18 protein-coding genes are annotated in these 19,423 nt (G+C 71.2%); 13 read left to right on the forward strand and 5 right to left on the reverse strand.

Features of this window, described 5'->3' with window-relative positions; genetic code table 11:
* Position 1 precedes the first annotated feature (1 nt).
* Positions 2-784, reverse strand: coding sequence for a 3-hydroxybutyrate dehydrogenase (locus ABZU74_RS29940; protein ID WP_355430802.1), 783 nt, complete (start codon positions 782-784; stop codon positions 2-4).
* Between the two features lie 451 nt (positions 785-1,235).
* Here ABZU74_RS29940 and ruvC point away from each other — a divergent pair, with 451 nt between their 5' ends.
* The 8 genes from ruvC to ABZU74_RS29980 all read left to right on the forward strand — a co-directional run bounded on the left by ruvC (position 1,236) and on the right by ABZU74_RS29980 (position 10,687).
* Complete coding sequence (gene ruvC / locus ABZU74_RS29945; protein ID WP_210821188.1) at positions 1,236-1,763, forward strand: crossover junction endodeoxyribonuclease RuvC; 528 nt, start codon at positions 1,236-1,238, stop codon at positions 1,761-1,763.
* Positions 1,760-2,362 carry a Holliday junction branch migration protein RuvA gene (ruvA, locus tag ABZU74_RS29950; RefSeq protein ID WP_091401818.1) on the forward strand — a complete coding sequence of 201 codons (603 nt, stop codon included), beginning with the start codon at positions 1,760-1,762 and terminating at the stop codon, positions 2,360-2,362. Before ruvC ends, ruvA begins: the two co-directional genes overlap by 4 nt.
* A gap of 16 nt (positions 2,363-2,378) precedes the next feature.
* Positions 2,379-3,446, forward strand: coding sequence for a Holliday junction branch migration DNA helicase RuvB (gene ruvB, locus ABZU74_RS29955; RefSeq protein WP_355430805.1), 1,068 nt, complete (start codon positions 2,379-2,381; stop codon positions 3,444-3,446).
* A 122-nt stretch (positions 3,447-3,568) separates the two neighbouring features.
* The gene (gene yajC, locus ABZU74_RS29960) at positions 3,569-3,925 is read left to right on the forward strand and encodes a preprotein translocase subunit YajC (protein WP_355430808.1); all 357 of its coding nucleotides are present in this window, start codon (positions 3,569-3,571) and stop codon (positions 3,923-3,925) included.
* Positions 3,926-4,204: 279 nt separating this feature from the next.
* Entirely contained in the window at positions 4,205-6,124 is a 1,920-nt protein-coding gene (gene secD, locus ABZU74_RS29965; protein WP_355430810.1) for a protein translocase subunit SecD, read from the forward strand.
* 1 nt (position 6,125) lies between these two features.
* Positions 6,126-7,322, forward strand: a complete 1,197-nt coding sequence (gene secF / locus ABZU74_RS29970) for a protein translocase subunit SecF (RefSeq protein WP_355430813.1) — start codon at positions 6,126-6,128, stop codon at positions 7,320-7,322.
* A 78-nt stretch (positions 7,323-7,400) separates the two neighbouring features.
* On the forward strand, positions 7,401-7,967 hold the full coding sequence (locus tag ABZU74_RS29975) for an adenine phosphoribosyltransferase (RefSeq protein WP_355430816.1): 567 nt from the start codon (positions 7,401-7,403) through the stop codon (positions 7,965-7,967).
* Between the two features lie 197 nt (positions 7,968-8,164).
* Entirely contained in the window at positions 8,165-10,687 is a 2,523-nt protein-coding gene (locus tag ABZU74_RS29980; RefSeq protein ID WP_355430819.1) for a bifunctional (p)ppGpp synthetase/guanosine-3',5'-bis(diphosphate) 3'-pyrophosphohydrolase, read from the forward strand.
* Between the two features lie 95 nt (positions 10,688-10,782).
* Here the strand turns inward: ABZU74_RS29980 and ABZU74_RS29985 are convergent, their stop codons facing one another.
* Both ABZU74_RS29985 and ABZU74_RS29990 read right to left on the reverse strand, forming a co-directional pair.
* Positions 10,783-11,622 (reverse strand): peptidylprolyl isomerase, encoded by an 840-nt coding sequence (locus ABZU74_RS29985; RefSeq protein ID WP_355430822.1) that lies wholly within the window; start codon positions 11,620-11,622, stop codon positions 10,783-10,785.
* Positions 11,623-11,681: 59 nt separating this feature from the next.
* Positions 11,682-12,566 (reverse strand): peptidylprolyl isomerase, encoded by an 885-nt coding sequence (locus ABZU74_RS29990; RefSeq protein WP_355430824.1) that lies wholly within the window; start codon positions 12,564-12,566, stop codon positions 11,682-11,684.
* Between the two features lie 270 nt (positions 12,567-12,836).
* Between ABZU74_RS29990 and ABZU74_RS29995 the strand changes: the two genes are divergently transcribed.
* The 3 genes from ABZU74_RS29995 (at position 12,837) to ABZU74_RS30005 (ending at position 15,962) form a co-directional block, all read left to right on the forward strand.
* A complete protein-coding gene (locus tag ABZU74_RS29995; protein ID WP_355430827.1) occupies positions 12,837-13,547 on the forward strand; it encodes an MBL fold metallo-hydrolase in 711 nt (236 codons plus the stop codon).
* Positions 13,548-13,620: 73 nt separating this feature from the next.
* On the forward strand, positions 13,621-14,949 hold the full coding sequence (gene hisS, locus ABZU74_RS30000) for a histidine--tRNA ligase (RefSeq protein WP_355430830.1): 1,329 nt from the start codon (positions 13,621-13,623) through the stop codon (positions 14,947-14,949).
* A 71-nt stretch (positions 14,950-15,020) separates the two neighbouring features.
* The gene (locus ABZU74_RS30005) at positions 15,021-15,962 is read left to right on the forward strand and encodes an acyl-ACP desaturase (protein ID WP_355430833.1); all 942 of its coding nucleotides are present in this window, start codon (positions 15,021-15,023) and stop codon (positions 15,960-15,962) included.
* 116 nt (positions 15,963-16,078) lie between these two features.
* Here ABZU74_RS30005 and ABZU74_RS30010 read toward each other — a convergent pair whose 3' ends face one another.
* Positions 16,079-16,585, reverse strand: coding sequence for a PaaI family thioesterase (locus ABZU74_RS30010; RefSeq protein WP_238659783.1), 507 nt, complete (start codon positions 16,583-16,585; stop codon positions 16,079-16,081).
* Positions 16,586-16,640: 55 nt separating this feature from the next.
* Between ABZU74_RS30010 and ABZU74_RS30015 the strand changes: the two genes are divergently transcribed.
* Entirely contained in the window at positions 16,641-17,117 is a 477-nt protein-coding gene (locus tag ABZU74_RS30015) for a helix-turn-helix domain-containing protein (protein ID WP_355430835.1), read from the forward strand.
* A 344-nt stretch (positions 17,118-17,461) separates the two neighbouring features.
* A complete protein-coding gene (locus ABZU74_RS30020) occupies positions 17,462-18,508 on the forward strand; it encodes a S1 family peptidase (protein ID WP_355430838.1) in 1,047 nt (348 codons plus the stop codon).
* A 94-nt stretch (positions 18,509-18,602) separates the two neighbouring features.
* On the opposite strand, the gene ABZU74_RS30025 is transcribed toward ABZU74_RS30020, so the two are convergent.
* Entirely contained in the window at positions 18,603-19,238 is a 636-nt protein-coding gene (locus ABZU74_RS30025; protein ID WP_355430841.1) for a DUF998 domain-containing protein, read from the reverse strand.
* Positions 19,239-19,423 lie beyond the last annotated feature (185 nt).

Consider the following 19,423-nt stretch of genomic DNA (forward strand, 5'->3'; position numbering starts at 1 on the left):
ACTAGTTGGCCGTCCAGCCCCCGTCGAGGGCGATCGACGCGCCGGTGATGAACGCCGCCGGCGGCGAGCAGAGGTACGCCAGCAGCTCGGCCACCTCCTCCGGCTCGATCAACCGCTTGATCGCGGCCCGGGCCAGCATGATCTTCTCGATCACCTCTGCCTCGTCGATGCCGTGACTGGCCGCCTGGTCGGCGATCTGGCTCTCCACCAGGGCGGTACGCACGTACGCCGGGTTGATGCAGTTGGCGGTGACCCCGTGCGCGGCGCCCTCCAGCGCGACCACCTTCGACAGCCCCTCCAACGCGTGCTTGGCCGAGACGTAGGCCGCCTTGTACGGCGAGGCGCGCAACCCGTGCACCGACGAGATGTTGATGATCCGCCCCCAGCCCCGGGCGTACATGTGCGGCAGCGCCCGGCGGATCAGCAGGAACGGCGCCTCCACCATCACCCGCTGGATGTACTCGAAGCGCTCGACGGGGAACTCCTGCAACGGCGCGACGTGCTGGAGCCCGGCGTTGTTCACCACGATGTCCACGTCCACATCGAGGGAATCCACAGCGGCGGCGTCGGACAGGTCCACACCCTCGGCCCGGCCACCAGCCTCGGCGGCCACCGCCTTGGCCGCCTCCAGGTTGCGGTCCACCACGAGCACCTTGGCGCCGGCCGCGCCCAGTCGCAGGGCACAGGCCCGCCCGATGCCGCCGCCGCCCCCGGTGACCAGGGCGGTCCGACCGGCGAGGTCGACCTGTACGACGTGGGGGACCACCACGGGTTCTGCCGTCATGGCGCAAGAAGTTACGAGCTGTGTGCTCCCCGGCACATGGGCCAGCGACACATACTCCGTACCGGAGCTGTGTGGCCCACCCGCCCCTGCCGCCGGCCCCGTCCCGCCCGCCCTGCCCCGCCCGCCCCGCCACCGCCACGCCGTGCCCCGCCTCGTGCCGCCCTCGTCGCCCGCTTCCGCCTCACCCGACCCGGGGTCCGCCCTTTCCCGGGCGCGCCGCGCCGTCGCGCCCGCAAGATCGCGCAACATCCTGGATGTAGTGGCCTCCCGGGCGCTTCGTGGCCACTACATCCAGGATCGAGCGTGACCTTGCCGGCCGCAGGGGTGCGGGGGCAGGCAGGGGCGCGGGGTAGGGGTGCGGGGGCGGAGGGCGTGTCCCGTGGGGCTGGTGGGAACGGCGCCGGTTAGGGTGTCGAACACACGTACTGCTGACGGCTGGGGAGGGGGCGGCGTGCGCGTGCTCGGTGTGGACCCGGGGTTGACCCGGTGCGGGGTGGGCGTGGTCGAGGGTGTGCCCGGCCGGCCCTGCACGCTGGTCGCCTACTACGTGGTCTACACCGACCCGGCCGACGATTTGGCGCTGCGCCTGTTGCACCTGGACCGGTCGCTCACCGAGCTGGTGGCCAAGCATGAACCGGAGAGCGTCGCCGTCGAGCGGGTGTTCAGCCAGCACAACGTGCGAACGGTGATGGGCACCGCGCAGGCCAGTGGCATCGCCGTGCTGGCCGGGGCGCGGGCCGGGTTGCCGGTGCAGACGTACACCCCCAGCGAGGTGAAGGCGGCCGTGACCGGGTCCGGTCAGGCCGACAAGGCGCAGATGACCGCGATGGTGACCCGGCTGTTGCGGCTGGCCGAGCCGCCGAAGCCGGCGGACGCCGCCGACGCGCTGGCCCTGGCCATCTGCCACGTGTGGCGCGGCGGCACCCGCTCCAAGCTGGCCGCCGCGGCCGACCGGGCACGACGAGGAGGAGCACGATGATCGCCAGCGTGCGCGGCACGGTGACCGCGACGGGTCCGGACCAGGCCGTGATCGAGGTCGGCGGGGTCGGGCTCGCCGTGCACTGCGCCCCGGGGACCCTCGCGGAGCTGCGGGTCGGCCAGGTCGCCCGGCTCGCCACGAGCCTGATCGTGCGGGAAGACTCGCTGACCCTCTACGGCTTCGCCGACGACGACGCCAAGTCGCTGTTCGAGCTGCTGCAGACCGCCAGCGGGGTCGGCCCGCGACTGGCCCAGGCGGTGCTGGCGGTGCACACCCCGGACGCGGTGCGCAAGGCGATCGCCAACGCCGACACGGCCGCCCTGACCCGCGTACCCGGGATTGGTAAGAAGGGCGCCGAACGACTGGTGCTGGAGCTGCGCGACCGGATCGGCCCGGTGCCGATCGGCGCCGACGGGGTGGCCGGGGTGACCCGCGGCAGCTGGCCGGACCAGGTCCGGCAGGCGCTGGTGGGGCTGGGCTGGACGGCCGGTCAGGCCGATCAGGCGGTGGCCGCGGTGGCGGAGTCGATCGAGGGGGAGACCCCGCCGGTGCCGGTCCTGCTCAAGCAGGCCATCCGACTGCTCGGTCGCACCCGATGACCGCCCGGGTAGCACGATGAGCGAGACCGAGGGGCTCGTCTCGGCGTACGTCAGCGACGCCGACCGGGACGCGGAGGCCACCGTCCGGCCGAGGCGGCTGGCCGAGTTCATCGCCCAGGACCGGGTACGCGACCAGCTCGACCTGTTGTTGCAGGGCGCCATGCGGCGGGGGTCGCCGCCGGATCACATCCTGCTCTCCGGCCCACCCGGGTTGGGTAAGACGAGCCTGGCCAACATCGTCGCCGCCGAGTTGGGCGCGGGCATCCGGGTGACCAGCGGCCCGGCGATCGAACGTTCCGGTGATCTGGCGGCGATCCTGACCAGCCTCGCCGAGGGCGACGTGCTCTTCATCGACGAGATCCATCGGATCGCGCGCCCGGCCGAGGAGCTGCTGTACAGCGCGATGGAGGACTTCCGGGTCGACGTGGTGGTGGGCAAGGGGCCGGGGGCGACGGCGATCCCGCTGGACGTCGAGCCGTTCACCCTGGTCGGCGCGACGACCCGCTCGGGCCTGTTGACCGGGCCGATGCGGGACCGGTTCGGCTTCGTCGCGCACCTCGACTTCTACGCCCCGGCGGATCTGGAGACGCTGCTGCACCGTTCGGCGCGGATCCTGGGGGTGCCGATCACGCCGGAGGGCGCGATCGAGATCGCCGGTCGGTCCCGGGGCACGCCGCGGATCGCCAACCGGCTGCTGCGCCGGGTCCGCGACTACGCCGAGGTCCGGGCCGACGGGGTGGTCGATCTCGACACCGCCCGTGCGGCTCTGATCGTGTACGACGTGGACGCGCTGGGCCTGGACCGGCTGGACCGCGCGGTGCTGACCGCGTTGGTCGAGTCGTTCCGGGGCGGTCCGGTCGGGTTGTCCACCCTCGCCGTGGCGGTGGGGGAGCAGCCGGACACGGTCGAGGAGGTCTGCGAGCCGTTCCTGGTGCGTGCTGGACTGTTGGCCCGTACGCCGAGGGGGCGGGTGGCGACCGAGGCCGCCTGGCGGCATCTGGGGCGGACGCCGCCGAATGGTACATTTGGTGCGGATAGTCCAGCCGTGCCCGACTTGTTCTCGTTGGATGTCGATCAGCCGTGATGTGAACGTGATCTGTGCCGCATTCGGCGTTCTCAGGTGCAGGGTTTAGACTTCGCCGCGGTCTGTACAGGACGTGAGAATCCGCCTCCGCTCCGGCACCCACGGTGCCGGGCAGGTGGCCAATGGGAAGGTCAGTAACCGTGCATTACGCAGCAGCGGGTGGCGGGGCCGGCAGTTTCACGCCGATCCTGATGATCGCCCTGCTCTTCGGTGTCATGTACTTCATGATGATCCGGCCCCAGCAGAAGCGCCGCCGTGAGGCGGAGGCGATGCAGTCCAACCTCGGCCCCGGCGACGAGGTCGTGACCATCGGTGGGCTCTACGGCACGGTCACCGGCATCGAGGACGACACCGTTCTGATCGAGGTCGCACCGGGCGTGCAGACCCGCTACGCCCGCCCGGCCATCGCGCGGGTGGTCACCCGTGCCGAGCTGCCGAGCGAGCCGGTCACCGAGGACGCGGACACCGTCAAGGACTGACCCCTCCCCCCGGGAGCGGCGAGTTCGGCGTACGGCCGGTCGGCCGGCTTCCGGGTCGTCGCGCCCGAACGGGGCAGCGGACGAGACGTGAAAACTGGATAGTTGGGTCGACGCCGGGCGTCGACACGTTCCCGTGACCGTCGGCGTTCCGCGCCGGGGGTGCCCGGTCCTCGTGTCGGCATCTCGTCGGCTCAAGGCAGACCCCGTCGGGCGGGACCCCCGGCCCGACACCGCCGCCGCTGCGACAGCGGCGCGACCGTACAGGGAGACAGGACAGCCGTGGCACCACCTCAGGGACAGATGCGCCCCGGGCGGCAGCTCGCCGTGCTCGGGTTCATCTTCGTGGTCCTCTATCTTTTGGTGTTCTTCGCCGGCGCCAGCGGCAGCTGGAAGGACCGGCTCGAGCCCAAGCTCGGCCTGGACCTCATCGGCGGCACGCGGGTGACACTGGAGGCGACCAACAGCGTCGACGGCAAGCCCCCGACGGCGGAGAACCTCGAGGAGGCCCGCGAGATCATCGAGAGCCGGGTCAACGCCTTCGGCGTGGCCGAGGCCGAGGTGGTCACCGAGGGCAACCGCAACATCGTCATCTCCCTGCCTGGTGAGAACCGCAACCTCGACGACGTGGGCGAAGCGGCTGAGCTGCGTTTCCGCAAGGTGCTCAAGGCCGCCTCCGGCAGCGGGGTGGCCGAGGCGCCGCCCGCCGCCACGCCGGCCCCGTCCGGTAGCGCCGCCCCGACCGGCAGCGCGACCCCGTCCGGCGGCGCGACCCCGACCCCGACGGGCAGCGCCTCGCCGAAGGTGACCTCGTCGCCCAGCGGCGGCCAGGGCGGAATGGCCCCGGCGTCGCCCAGCGCCAACCCGACCCCCTCCGCGTCCGCATCGGCCTCGCCGAGCGCCGCCGCGCCCAGCGCCAGCGCCGAGCCGGTGCCGGCCAGCGTCGAGGAGCAGCGCAAGGCCGTCGAGCAGAAGGTCGGCGCCGCCGCGTGGCAGGCCGCCAACGCGCTGCAGGCCCCTGCCGACCTGAGCACCGACCCGTCGCTGGCCGACAAGCTCAAGCCGTTCGGCACGCTGTCTCCGCAGGAGGTCGCGGTGCTGCCGGCGCAGATGCAGTTCAACGTGCCGACGATCGGCTGCGCGCAGCTCGACCAGCGCCCCCCGGCGTCGATCTCCGACCCGAAGCAGCAGGTGGTCTCCTGCGAGGACGGCGCGTCCAAGTACCTGCTCGACCAGGCCAAGGTGCTGGGCACCGACGTGTCCGACGCCGACGCGGTGCTCGACCAGACCAACGCCTGGGTGGTCAGCCTGGACTTCACCGGCGACGGCCAGGGCAAGTGGACCTCGCTGACCCGTGAGGCGTTCAACAACGAGGGTCAGGCCTGCGACGCGACCGCGCTGGGTCAGGACGGCAAGTGCCGGGTGGCAGTCGTGCTGGACAACGAGATCGTCTCCTCCCCGGAGATCCAGGCCGTGCTGACCGGCAACTCCCAGATCACCGGCACCTTCACCCAGAAGGACGCCAGCACCCTCGCCGGTCAGCTCCGCTACGGCGCGCTGCCGGTGACCTTCGAGCAGCAGGAGGCGCAGAACGTCACCGCCACGCTGGGTGCCAGCCACCTGCGCGCGGGTCTGCTCGCGGCCGGTATCGGCATGCTGCTGGTCATCATCTACGCGTTCTTCTACTACCGGCTGCTCGGCTCGGTGATCTTCCTGAGCCTGATCCTCTCCGCGCTGCTGGTCTTCGGTGCGCTGGTGGTGCTCGGTCGGCAGATCGGCTTCACGCTCACCCTCGCCGGCATCGCCGGCATGATCGTCTCGCTCGGTGTGGCGGCGGACTCGTTCGTCATCTACTTCGAACGACTGAAGGACGAGATCCGGGAGGGGCGCAGCCCGCGTAGCGCGGTGCCCCGCGCCTGGATCCGGGCCCGTCGGACGATCATCTCGGCCAACGCGATCACGCTGCTCTCCGCTGTGGTGCTGTACGTGGTCTCGGTCGGCACGGTCAAGGGCTTCGCCTTCGCGCTCGGCCTGGCCACCGTGCTGGACCTGGTCGTGGTCTTCCTCTTCCGGCACCCGATCATGACGATGTTCGCCCGGACCCGGGCGTTCCTGTCCCCGCGGGTCAGCGGTCTGGGCCGGGCACTTCCGGCCCGCAACCAGCCGACTCAGCCCCGCAACCCGCGCGCCAAGGAGGCCTGAGATGGCTGAAAACGGTCTGGCGAGCCGCCTCTACAACGGCGAGGCCGGTCTCAACATCGTCGGCCGGCGCAAGCTCTGGTTCGGTGTCGCCGGCGTCCTGATCCTGATCGCGATCCTCAGCTTCTCGATCCGTGGGTTCAGCCTGGGCATCGAGTTCGCCGGCGGCAACTCGTTCCAGGTGCCGGCCAGCGTCGGCACCCTGGACGACGCCGAGCGGGAGGTCAACTCGGCCCTCGCCACCGAGAACACCGGCGTCACGGTGGCCACCACGCAGAAGGTCGGCGGCCCGGGCGGCGACTCGTACGAGCTGCGCACGCCGCAGCTCACCGCCGAGCAGGCCACCGCGGTCAAGGCCCAGATCGCCGAGGACCTCGGCATCAACGTGGACCAGATCAGCAGCAACCAGGTCAGTGAGGCCTGGGGCAGCCAGGTGACCGAGCGGGCCGTGCTCGGTCTGGTCATCTTCATCGCGCTGGTGATGGTCTACCTGATCCTGCGCTTCGAGTGGCGGATGGCCGTGGCCGCGGTCGCCTCGTTGATCACCAACCTGATCCTCACCGCCGGCATCTACTCGCTTGTCGGCTTCGAGGTCACCCCGTCGACGATCATCGGCTTCCTCACCATTCTGGGCTTCGCGCTCTACGACGTGGTGGTGGTCTTCGACAAGGTCCAGGAGAACACCCGGGGCATCACCGCCAACAACAACCAGACGTACGGCGAGGCGGCCAACCTGGCCATCAACCAGAGCCTGATGCGGTCGTTGAACACCTCGGTGGTCGCTCTGCTGCCGGTCGGCGGTCTGCTCTTCATCGGTGCCGGCCTGCTCGGCGCCGGCACGCTGAAGGACCTGGGTCTGGTGCTGTTCGTCGGTATGGCGGTGGCGTTCCTGACCTCCATCCTGGTGGCCACCCCGCTGCTGGCGCTGCTGAAGAACTACGACCCGCGGATCCAGGCGCACAACAAGCGGGTCCTGACCCGTCGGGGCGCGGTCAGCCGTGGCGAGGTCCCCGGCAAGGGTGCCGCGAGCCCGGTGGCCCAGGCCGACCCGACCGACGAGCCGGTCGACCAGGACGCCGCCGCGCTGGCCGGTGCCGCCCCCAAGGTCGGCGCTCGGCCGGCGGGCAAGCGGCCCACCGGTGCCCGGGGCGGTCGCCCGGGTGGCGGCGGCAACCGGCCGGGTGGCGCCAAGCGGCGCTGACCCGACAGGAAACACCCGAACGGCGTCCGGCATGCTGTTGCCGGACGCCGTTCGTCGTCGAAGGGGAGCGAGACAGCCGTGACGGAGACCCACAGCACCGCAGCGCGCGGGGACAGTGGCCCGGAGGTCGCCCGACTGGTCGCCAGCCGGGTGCTGGACGTGCCCGACTTTCCCAAGCCCGGCGTCATGTTCAAGGACCTGATGCCCCTGTTCGCCGACGGCAAGGTCTTCCATGACGTGATTGACGGGATCGTCGCGTACCACGGGCGGGACGCCTTCGACGTGGTGGTCGGCATCGAGGCGCGCGGGTTCGTCGTCGCGGCGGCCATCGCGTACGCGACCGGGGTGGGCGTGGTGCCGGTGCGCAAGGCCGGCAAGCTGCCCCGCCCGGCGCACTCGGTCTCCTACGCGCTGGAGTACGGCGAGGCCACCCTCGAAGTGCACGAGGACGCCTTCACCGCCGGGCACCGGGTGCTTGTGGTCGACGACGTGTTGGCCACCGGTGGCACCGCCGAGGCGACGCTGGACCTGGTCGAGCGGGCCGGCGGGACCGTGACCGGCTTCACCGTGCTGCTGGAGCTCGGCTTCCTGGGTGGGCGTGAGCGACTGGCGCCGCGTCCTGTGCACGCCCTGTTGACCGTTTGAGCCGGTCGGTGCTCTGATGACCGTTTGATCCCGGACCCGTCGGACGGACCCGGCGCCGACCGTCCGGCGGAGCGGCAGGGGACCGTCCGTGCGGGTAGCATTGCCCTTTGCTGACGCCGGCGGTACCCCGTCCGGCGGGCGAGACCAGGTCGGCCGATCTTCGGCCGGCGTGTTTCCGGCGAGCGGTGAGGAGGCCGGTGTCCCACGATGTCGTCCCTCCGGCGGAGGGCACGGTGCACCCGACAGGCGACGCTGACGGCTCGGTGACCGACCTGACAGGCGACGCGCCGGCCCGGGTGACGGGCACCGGCAACGGCTCCGGCAGGGCTCCCGGCGAGGGCGCGGTGCGTCCGACCAGTGGCCCGCCGAGCGCCGAGGCGTCTCCCGGCGCCGATGGTGTCGTGGTGCCGTTCCCGACCGACGCCGGCATCGACCCGTCGCCCACTGGTGGCTTCGGGCTGTCCAACGCGCCCACCGGCCGGCGGGTCCGGGCCCGGCTGGCCCGGTTCAACGCGCCCTGGCAGACCTCACAGGTCAGCGAGGTGCTGGAGCCGCTGATCGCCAGCCACCGGGACAACCACCCCAAGGCGGACGCCCGGCTGCTCCAGCGCGCCTTCGACACGGCCGCGCGGTGGCACTCCGGGCAGTACCGCAAGTCCGGTGACCCCTACATCACCCACCCCCTTGCCGTGGCGACGATCCTCGGCAACCTGGGGATGGACACCACCACGCTCGTCGCCGCGCTGCTGCACGACACCATCGAGGACACCGAGTACACCCTCGACCAGATGCGGGCCGACTTCGGTGGCGAGGTCGCCCTGCTCGTCGATGGCGTCACCAAGCTCGACAAGGTCAAGCTGGGCGACGCGGCCAAGGCCGAGACGATCCGCAAGATGGTCGTGGCAATGGCCAAGGACCCGCGGGTGCTGGTGATCAAGCTGGCCGACCGGCTGCACAACATGCGCACCCTGACCTTCCTGCCCCGCCCCAAGCAGGAGCAGAAGGCCAAGGAGACGCTGGAGATCCTGGCGCCGCTGGCGCACCGGCTCGGTATGAACACGATCAAGTGGGAGCTGGAGGATCTGTCCTTCGGCACGCTGTTCCCGAAGCGCTACGAGGAGATCAACCGGCTGATCGGGGAGCACCAGCCGCAGCGCGAGGCGCTGTTGCGGCAGGTGACGCAGAAGGTGCAGACCGACCTGAAGGCCGCCAAGATCAAGGCGGAGACCACCGGGCGGCCGAAGCACCTCTACTCGATCTACCAGAAGATGATCGTGCGGGGTCGCGACTTCAACGACATCTACGACCTGGTGGGTGTGCGGATCCTGGTCGACACGGTTCGCGACTGCTACGCGGCGCTGGGGGTCATCCACGCCAACTGGCAGCCGGTGCCGGGCCGGTTCAAGGACTACATCGCGATGCCCAAGTTCAACATGTACCAGTCGTTGCACACGACTGTCATCGGGCCCACCGGCAAGCCGGTGGAGATGCAGATCCGCACGTACGCGATGCACCGCACCGCGGAGTTCGGCATTGCCGCGCACTGGAAGTACAAGGAGCACAAGGGCACCCAGATCGTCGGCCCGCCCGCGCACATCGACGAGATGACCTGGCTGCGGCAGTTGCTCGACTGGCAGCGCGAGGCGGCCGACCCGAGCGAGTTCCTGGACGCGCTGCGCTTCGACCTGTCCAGCCAGGAGGTGTACGTCTTCACCCCGAAGGGTGACGTCATCCCGCTGCCGACCGGGTCGACGCCTGTCGACTTCGCGTACGCGGTGCACACCGAGGTCGGGCACAAGTGCATCGGGGCGCGGGTCAACGGCAAGTTGGTGCCGTTGGAGTCGACGCTGTCCAACGGCGACGTGATCGAGATCTTCACGTCGAAGTCCGAGACGGCCGGCCCGACACAGGACTGGCTGGGCTTCGTCAAGAGCCCGCGCGCCCGCACGAAGATCCGGCAGTACTTCAACAAGGAACGCCGCGAAGAGGCGATCGAGGCCGGCAAGGACGCGATCGTCAAGGCGATGCGCAAGCAGGGCATGCCGTTGCAGCGGATGCTCACCTCCGACGCACTCATGTCGATCGCCCGGGACCTGCACCTGGCCGACGTGGCCTCGCTCTACGCGGCGGTCGGCGACAGCCAGGTCTCCGCGCAGTCGGTGGTGCAGAAGCTGATGGCGGCGTACGGCGGCGAGGAGGGCGCGGCGGAGGACATCGCCGAGACCGCCGTCGCCACCCGTCCGCCGCGCAGTCGGCAGAGCAGCAGCGACCCGGGCGTGGTGGTCCGGGGCGTCAGCGACGTCTGGATCAAGCTGGCCCGCTGCTGCACACCGGTCCCACCGGACTCGGTGTTCGGCTTCGTCACCCGCTCCGGCGGGGTCAGCGTGCACCGCGACGACTGCGCCAACGCCGAGGACCTGCGCGCGCAGAGCGAGCGGGTCGTCGAGGTGAGTTGGAAGCTCACCTCCGCCTCGACGTTCCTGGTCGCCATCCAGGTCGAGGCTCTGGACCGGCACAAGCTGCTGGCCGACGTCACCCGGGTGCTCTCCGACGAGCGGGTCAACATCCTCTCCGCCACCGTCACGACCACCCGCGACCGGGTGGCGGTGAGCCGGTTCAGCTTCGAGATGGCCGACCCGAAGCACCTGGGCCACCTCCTGGCCACGGTCCGCAAGGTCGACGGCGTCTTCGACGCCTACCGGGTCATCTCCGGGGCCTGACGCCCACCGGACCAGTTCCACGCCTCGACGTGTACCCGAGAACGCGACAGCGCCCGCCGGCTCAGCCGGCGGGCGCTGTGTCGTCTGCGCGGGGGTCAGCCCTGCGGGTTGCTCATCGTGAGGTCCTTGATGATGACCTCCTTCTTCGGGTGGCCGCCGCCGGCCTGCTGGGCGAACGCCCCGTCGTCGCCGGCCTTGGCCACGTCCTTGACCAGGTCCAGGCCGCCGGTGATGGTGCCCAGCACCGTGTACGCCGGGTCCAGCGGCGAGTCGCCGTAGACGATGAAGAACTGGCTGCCGGTGCTGCCCGGCTGGCCGGAGTTGGCCATCGCGATGACACCCTCCGGGTACGGCGGGCGCTTGTCGGTGGGCAGGTTCTCCTCGGGCAGCCGGTAGCTCGGGCCGCCCTGACCGTCGGTGTCCCGCCAGCCGTTGCCGGTGGCGCTGGGGTCACCACACTGCAACACCTTGATGCCCTCCGTCACGAGACGGTGGCACTTGGTGTTGTCGAAGAAGTTCTTCTCGGCGAGGTAGGTGAAGCTGCCCGCCGTGCACGGCACCACCGACCGGTCGACCTTGGCGGTGATCGGGCCGAGGTTGGTGTCGATCGTCATGGTCTGCACGCCGGTGCCGGACTGCTCGTTGCTCGGCACCCCCACGTCCTTGATCTGCGGGGGCCGCTGCTCGGTGGGCAGCGCGTTGTACGCGCACTCGGACGCGCCGGGCGCCGCGGTGGTGGTGCCGGGCTTGTCGTCGTCGCCGCCGAGGCTCACCGCCAGCCAGACGGTGCCGGCGACCACGAGCACCAGCGCGGCACCCGCGCTGATGATCGCCGTCGTCTGCCGGCGCTTGCGGGCCTTGGCCGCGCGCTCGGCCATCTCCTTCTCGAGCCGGGCGCGTGCCGCCGCGCGCTGCCGCTCTCTGGTGGACGTCACGCCTGGATCCTCCTGGCTGTCTGCTGCTGGGTGCCGCTTGGGTGGGTGGTGGCGCCCGGTCAGCCGGCGCTCGGGCTGCTGGCCGGGGTGCCGGAGGCCGACGGTGCCGGTGCCGCACCGGTGACCGGCTCACCGACCGTGAGGCTCTGGATCGTCACATCGGTGCTGGGCTTGACCTTCGCCCCGGTCCCATTGTCCACGGTCGGGAGGGCGCCGATCTTCTCCACCACGTCCAGCCCGCCGGTCACCCGGCCGATGACCGGGTACTTCGGGTCGGCGGTGGTGAAGTCCTTGAAGAAGATCAGGAACTGGCTGCCGTTGCTGCCCGGCGGGTTGGAGATCATCGCCACCGTGCCCTTCGGGTACGTCGGCGGCTGGCCGGGGGCCGGGCTGGCCGACGGGGACGCCGACGGCACGGTCGGCAGCTCCTCGTCGTAGAACGAGTAGGTCGGCCCACCGAGACCCGTGCCGCTGGGGTCGCCGCAGCGCAGCGCGCCCTCGGCGGTGATCTCGTGGCACTTGGTGTTGTCGTAGAACGACCGGCTCGCCAGGTGGGCGATGCTCGCCGCGGCGCACGGGGAGTTGGTGAGGTTCAGCTCCGCGGTGATCGGCGCGCCCTGGTTGGTGGTCACCGTCATCGGCCGGGTGCCGTCGGTGGGCAGATCCTTGGTGGCCGGCGTGCCGACGTCCTTGAGGTTGGTGTTGGCCGTCGCGTCCTGCGGCGTCCAGAGGCAGGTGTCCTCCGCGGCCGTGTTCTGCTTCGGGTCGGAGTCGAACGCGCCGAGCGCCCAGGCCGAGCCGGCCACGACCAACACGAGGATCAGAGCGGCGCCAACTCCGGCCTGGATCTGCCGTCGGCGCCGCGTAGCGGCAGCCCGGCGAGCCAACTGCCGGTCGAGCTTGGCCCGCGCCAGTTTGCGCTGCCGGTCCCTGCTGGAAGCCACCCGTGCTCCCCTTTCCTCTACCTGGTCGTCGCCGGCGGCCGGTCGCCCCGGCCCGTCCGGGCGTCACGTGTGCCGCGCCACACGCCCGCCAGAGTGTACGGCTAGTGACTGAGAATGTGGTGTACGAGGTCCACCCCATCCCGAGCAGCGCTTATCGGAGATCGTCACTGTGCCGTACGGGGCGCGCGGGACGGACGCGGCAAACTCGCTCGGCGCGCCCGATAGGCTGCTGTGCAGGACGACAGCTGATCGACGGAAAGGACAGCGCCCGTGCTCGTGGCCGGCTTTCCCGCGGACGCCTTCGGCACCAACTGCTACGTGGTTGCCACCGCGCCGGGGGAGCAGTGCGTGGTGGTCGACCCCGGCGTCGGGGTGCTCGACCAGCTCGACGCGTTGCTCGCCGAGCACCGCCTGTATCCGGCCGCCGTGCTGCTCACCCACGGCCACTTCGACCACACGTTTTCGGTCGCGCCGGTCTGCGGTGCGCGCGGCATCACCGCGTACGTGCACCCCGGTGACCGGGAGATGCTCGCCGACCCGGCCAAGGGCCTCTCGACCGACCTGACGTCGCTCTTCGGCGGTCGGCTGAGCTACACCGAGCCGGAGGACGTGGCCGAGCTGACCGACGGCGCGACCCTCACCCTCGCCGGCCTGGAGATCGCCGTCGACCACGCCCCGGGCCATACCGGCGGGTCGGTGCTGTTCCGGCTGCCGGGCGCCGGGTCGAGCTGGGAGGCTGACGAGCTGTGCCTCTCCGGCGACGTCCTCTTCGCCGGGTCGATCGGCCGCACCGACCTGCCGGGCGGGAGCATGCCAGCCATGCTCACCAGCCTGCGCAACAAGATCCTTCCGCTGGCCGACGACACCGTCGTGCTGCCCGGCCACGGCCCCAGCACCACGATCGGCCGCGAGCGCGCCAGCAACCCGTACCTCATCGAGGTGGCTGGCACGTCGCCGGCCGCGCCCACCCGGGGCCTCTAAATCTTTTGTCCGCGCCGCGCGCGGACCCACGACACCACCGCGCCGCGGGCGCGGAACCGCAAGGAGTACGCCGATGAGCAAGCCCACGCCCATCTCCGGCTTCCCGGAGTGGACCCCCGGCCAGCGGATGATCGAGCAGTTCGTGCTCGACAAGATCCGGGCCACGTTCGAGCTGTACGGCTTCGCGCCGCTGGAGACCCGCGCCGTGGAGCCGCTGGACCAGTTGCTGCGCAAGGGCGAGACCTCGAAGGAGGTCTACGTGATCCGGCGGCTGCACGCCGACGCCGAGGGTGCCGGTGGTGACGACCAGCTCGGCCTGCACTTCGACCTGACCGTGCCGTTCGCCCGGTACGTGCTGGAGAACGCCGGCAAGCTGAGCTTCCCGTTCCGCCGTTACCAGATCCAGAAGGTGTGGCGGGGTGAGCGGCCGCAGGAGGGCCGCTACCGCGAGTTCGTCCAGGCCGACATCGACATCGTCGACCGGGACACCCTGGCCGCGCACCACGAGGCGGAGATGCCGCTGGTCATCGGGGACGCGCTGCGCTCGTTGCCGATTCCGCCGGTGACGATCCAGGTCAACAACCGCAAGATTTGCGAGGGTTTCTACCGGGGCATCGGGCTGACCGACCCGGAGGCGACGCTGCGCGCCGTGGACAAGCTCGACAAGATCGGCCCGGCGAAGGTGACCGAGCTGCTGGCCCAGACCGCCGGGGCGAGCGAGGCGCAGGCCAAGGCGTGCCTTTCGCTCGCCGAGATCTCCGCCCCGGACGCCTCGTTCGCCGACGCCGTGCGGGCGCTCGGGGTGAGCGACCCGCTGCTCGACGAGGGCATCGAGGAACTGGTCCGGGTGGTGGACACCGCCGCCGAGCACTCGCCCGGCCTCTGCGTGGCTGACCTGCGCATCGCCCGTGGCCTGGATTACTACACGGGCACCGTCTACGAGACCCAGCTGCGCGGCTACGAGCGTTTCGGCTCGATCTGCTCCGGCGGCCGGTACGACAACCTGGCCAGCGCGGGCACTGTCTCGTACCCGGGGGTGGGGATCTCGATCGGCGTGACCCGGCTGCTCGGGCTGCTCTTCAGCGCGGGGGAGTTGTCGGTCTCGCGGGATGTGCCGACCGCCGTGCTCGTCGCGGTGATCAGCGAGGAGCAGCGTACGGCCAGCAACCGGGTGGCCGAGGCGCTGCGGCGGCGCGGGGTGCCGACCGAGGTGTCGCCGAGCGCGGCGAAGTTCGGCAAGCAGATCCGCTACGCCGAGCGGCGCGGCATCCCGTACGTCTGGTTCCCCGGCGCCGAGGGCGCGCCCGACGAGGTGAAGGACATCCGCTCCGGCGAGCAGGTCACCGCCGTCGCCCAGGAGTGGATGCCACCCCTGGCGGACCTCAAGCCGACGGTCGGTTGAGTGTCCCCACTGGCGCTGACGGCCGCGGGGACCTACGGTAGCGTAAGTTACGCCACCGTAGGGAGTTTCTCGTGACCGTCAGCACCACAGTGAGCCAGACCGCGCTGCTCGTCGAGCTGGAGCCGGTTGTCGCACGCAACCTGGACCGCCACCTCTCGCTCGCCAAGGAGTGGTTCCCGCACGAGTACGTGCCGTGGAGCGAAGGGCGGACCTTCGACGGGCCGCTCGGCGGCGAGGCGTGGTCACCGACCGACTCCACCATCCCGGACGTGGCCCGCACCGCGCTGATCGTGAACCTGCTGACCGAGGACAACCTGCCCTCGTACCACCACGAGATCGCCACCCTGTTCGGCCGCGACGGCGCGTGGGGCACCTGGGTGCACCGGTGGACCGCCGAGGAGGGTCGGCACGGCGTCGCGATCCGCGACTACCTGACGGTCAGCCGGGCGGTCGACCCGGTGGCGCTGGAGCGGGCCCGGATGACGCACATGTCGGAGGGCTACACCAACGCCCACGGCGACGAGGTGCTGCACTCACTGGCGTACGTCTCGTTCCAGGAGCTGGCCACCCGGATCTCGCACCGCAACACCGGCAAGGCCACCGGCGACCCCACCTGCGAGGCGCTGCTGGCCCGGGTGGCCGCCGACGAGAACCTGCACATGGTCTTCTACCGCAACCTGCTCGCGGCCGCGTTCGAGCTGGCTCCGAGCCAGGCCATGCGGGCCGTCGCCGACGTGGTGGCCGACTTCCAGATGCCGGGCAGCGGCATCGACGGGTTCGCCCGCAAGTCGGTGGCGATCGCCCTGGCCGGCATCTACGACCTGCGCCAGCACCGCGACGAGGTGCTGCAGCCGGTCCTGCGCCAGTGGGACGTCTTCAACGTGACCGGCCTCAACGCCGACGGCGAAGCCGCCCGCGAGCAGCTCGCCGCCCAGCTGGAGGACCTGGACCGCGCCGCGAGCCGCTTCGAGGAGAAGCGCGACGCCCGAGCCGCCCGCCTAGCCCTCCGCTAGCCCACCCCCGCCCCACCCTGCTGCCCCCGTCCCTCGCCCCGTTGATCATGAAGTTGTTGCCACTCGCGCCGGCGTGTCGGGGCAATAACTTCATGATCAACGCATTGGGGGCGGGGTTAGGGGAGGGGGAGTAGGAGGCAGGTGCTGGTGGCGTGGGCTATCAGGCGGGCGGTGGCGTCGGTGATGCGGGCCTCGGCCAAGGCGGTGCGGCGGCCGCGTTGCAGCACCGTTCCCTCGCAGCGCAGCGTGCCACTGTCGACGGTGACCGGGCGGAGGAACTTCACGTTGAGGTCCAGCGAGGTGTAGCCGACGCCGGCCGGCAGGGTGGTGTGCACCGCGCACCCGGCGGCGGTGTCCAGCAGGGTCGACAGCACGCCACCGTGGACGCTGCCGAGCGGGTTGTAGTGGAACTCCTGCGGAGTCAGCTCGACCACGACCCGACCTTCGTCGGCCTCCATCCGGGTCATGTCGAGAAGGTGCATCACCGGCGGCGCGGCCAGTTCGCCGGCGATCATCGCCCGGAGCATGTCGAGGCCGCTGCGTCGACCGACCTGGGCCGCGTTGACCGACGGGTCCGCCCAGGTGAAGGTGCGGCTGCGCGCTGGTTCCTGCGTCTGCGTCATGGACGCAGCCTGGCAGCCGGTTGCTGAGTCTGTCAACGAGATCTAGCCTGGTCGGATGCGACCCGCGGCTCTGGACTGGTCAGTGGAGAACTGCACCATCGCCCGCGCGATGGAGATCCTCGGTGAGCGGTGGACGCTTGTGGTCCTCCGCGAGGTGTTCACCGGCGTACGCCGCTTCGACGACATGCGGGTGCGCACCGGCATTCCGCGCCAGGTGCTGACCAACCGGCTCGCCGGCCTGGTGGAGCAGGGCGTGCTGAGTCGCGAGCCGTACCGGGAGCCCGGCAGTCGGCTGCGCCACGAGTACCGGCTGACGGAGAAGGGGCTGGACCTGTGGCCGGTGCTGGTCGCCGTCCTCGGGTGGGGTGACCGGTACCTCGCCGACGCGGAAGGCCCCCCGCTCAGTGTCACGCACCGCGACTGCGGCGCCGAGGTCCGCGCCGAACTGCGCTGCGCCGACGGGCACGACGTGGTCCGGCTACGCGACGTGGTGCCCAGTCCGGGTCCCGGCGCCCGTCGCCGTACCCCCTGACAGGCGGCGCTCATCGCGGCGTGCTCAGCGGGCGGCGCTCGTCGTCGTGCCGTTCTGGTGTGCGGTGCACGCGACGCCCGGCGCGACAACACATCGATGATCGCGCTCTCCCTGATGGACCGGATGTCGGTCGGGTGTGACGGTGCCTGTTCACCAGCGCGTCAGGGGTGTTGCGGCCAGGTGGCCGATCAAGGTCGGTGAATCCGGGCGAATCCAAGCCTTGTTAATGATCTTAAGTATGTGAATACTTCAGTCTCAGCTGGCCGGTTTCCCCAGATCGGCCGGGTTGTCCTCGGGTCAGCCGCCCCCGGCCAGACCCGCTCCCCCGCCCAGGAGGTTGTTACATGCGACCCACGAGGTCCTCATTCCGCGTTGCGGCTACAGTCGCCGTTTCCGGAACCCTGGTCGTCGGCTCGCTCATCGGCGCGCCCGCTCAGGCCGCTCCCGCCGCGTCGCCCGACACCGCCGCCGCGATCTCCGCGGAACTCGGCGACCGTTCCGCCGGCTCGTACATCGACGCCAGTGGCAAGTCCGTCGTCACGGTGACCGACGCGGCCGCCGCCAGCAAGGCGAGCAAGGCCGGCGCCGTCGTCCGTTACGTCACCCGCGGTGCCGCCGAGCTCAACCGGGCCACGGCCGAGCTGGAGCGCTCCGCCAAGATCCCGGGCACCGCCTGGTGGAGCGACCCGGTCACCAACCAGGTCGTCGTCTCCGTCGACAGCACCGTCACCGGGGCCAAGCTGGAGCGGGTCAAGGCCGCCGCCGCGCGGGCCAACGGCGCGGTCCGGATCGAGGCCGAGGCCGGCGTGCTGAGCACCCGGATCTCCGGCGGCCAGGCCATCTACGCCGGCGGGGGCGGGCGTTGCTCGCTCGGCTTCAACGTGCGCAGTGGCAGCACCTACTACTTCGTGACGGCCGGGCACTGCACCAACATCTCGGCCAGCTGGTACTCGAACTCCGCCCAGACCGCGCTGATCGGCACCCGTACCGGCACCAGCTTCCCGGGCAACGACTACGGCATCGTGCGGCACAGCAACTCGGCCAACGCCGCCGGCAACGTCTCCCTCTACAACGGCAGCTTCCGTGACATCACCGGCGCCGGCAACGCCTCCGTCGGCCAGTCGGTGCAGCGCTCCGGCAGCACCACCGGCCTGCACAGCGGCTCGGTGAACGCGACCAACGCCACCGTGAACTACGCCGAGGGCTCGGTCTCCGGTCTGATCCGCACCAACGTCTGCGCCGAGCCGGGCGACAGCGGCGGCTCGCTCTTCGCCGGCAGCACCGCCCTGGGTATGACCTCCGGTGGTAGCGGCAACTGCCGCACCGGTGGCACGACCTACTTCCAGCCGGTCACCGAGGCGCTCAGCCGCTACGGCGTCAGCGTCTTCTGATCCACACACCGCCAGCGGGCCGCCGGAACACTCCGGCGGCCCGCGTCGCGTTGACGGCCACCGAACCGCCGACGCCGGGGGAGCGCGACGGCGGTCAGCCGGGACCGGACGGCCTCGGCCGCCGCCGGGAAAGCAGCACGGCGGCCAGCGGTACGCCCGCCTCGGCGGCCGCCGCCAGCCGCTCGGTCAGCCCGATCCATGTCCCCTCGGTGAAGAACTCGACGGCGAACCAGCCGACCAGCCCGAGGAGGACCGCCGCCGCCGCGAGCGCCCGCCGGCGTACGGGAGCCGGCCCCTCGCCCGGCGGGTGGCGGTCCGTTCGGTCGAGGGACGGCGTCGCGCGACGGGGCACCGCCAGGGCCGGCCAGACGGCCAACGCCCCGAACGACACACCGGCGGCCACGGCGTGCGTCGTCGAGTCACCGGCCGGGTTCTGCGGGAATGCCGACACGACCACTGTCGCCAGCCCGCCCAGCGCGAGCAGCCCTCGGCCCGCCGCCGAGGCGCTGACCAGGCCGAGCGCGGTCGTCAGGTGACAGAGGCCCAGACCGGCCAGCCCGACCGTCATGATCCAGCGATGGTCCGCACCCGTGGCGGCGAGCGCACTGATGGTCTGCCGCACCGGGTCGAACCCGTCGGATTGGGCGGCCTGCGCCAGGGTCCAGCCGCCGATGAGGAACAGCGGTGCGCCAGCGGCCGACAGCAGGGCCCAACGGGGAACGGCGGACATCGGGCGATCGTAACGATGCCGACCGGCGCGGTTCCCGGGCCGCCAACCTCGGCATCGACCCACCCGGCCGCGCGCTCGGGCCGACCGGCCGACGGCGCGGCCGCGAGACCAGGCGGGGCGAGGAAAGACTCCGGCCGACCGGCCGACCGCGCGGACGCCAGGTCAATCGGGGCGAGGAAAAGATC

The sequence above is a fragment of the Micromonospora sp. NPDC005171 genome (assembly GCF_040608575.1).
Classification (GTDB): domain Bacteria; phylum Actinomycetota; class Actinomycetes; order Mycobacteriales; family Micromonosporaceae; genus Micromonospora.

Excerpts from the sequence above, each read along its gene's own strand:
- ABZU74_RS29940 (WP_355430802.1), bottom strand. The coding sequence starts at position 784 with ATGACGGCAGAACCCGTGGTGGTCCCCCACGTCGTACAGGTCGACCTC.
- ruvA (WP_091401818.1), top strand. The coding sequence starts at position 1,760 with ATGATCGCCAGCGTGCGCGGCACGGTGACCGCGACGGGTCCGGACCAG.
- ruvB (WP_355430805.1), top strand. The coding sequence starts at position 2,379 with ATGAGCGAGACCGAGGGGCTCGTCTCGGCGTACGTCAGCGACGCCGAC.
- yajC (WP_355430808.1), top strand. The coding sequence starts at position 3,569 with ATGGGAAGGTCAGTAACCGTGCATTACGCAGCAGCGGGTGGCGGGGCC.
- secF (WP_355430813.1), top strand. The coding sequence starts at position 6,126 with ATGGCTGAAAACGGTCTGGCGAGCCGCCTCTACAACGGCGAGGCCGGT.
- hisS (WP_355430830.1), top strand. The coding sequence starts at position 13,621 with ATGAGCAAGCCCACGCCCATCTCCGGCTTCCCGGAGTGGACCCCCGGC.
- ABZU74_RS30010 (WP_238659783.1), bottom strand. The coding sequence starts at position 16,585 with ATGACGCAGACGCAGGAACCAGCGCGCAGCCGCACCTTCACCTGGGCG.
- ABZU74_RS30015 (WP_355430835.1), top strand. The coding sequence starts at position 16,641 with ATGCGACCCGCGGCTCTGGACTGGTCAGTGGAGAACTGCACCATCGCC.
- ABZU74_RS30020 (WP_355430838.1), top strand. The coding sequence starts at position 17,462 with ATGCGACCCACGAGGTCCTCATTCCGCGTTGCGGCTACAGTCGCCGTT.
- ABZU74_RS30025 (WP_355430841.1), bottom strand. The coding sequence starts at position 19,238 with ATGTCCGCCGTTCCCCGTTGGGCCCTGCTGTCGGCCGCTGGCGCACCG.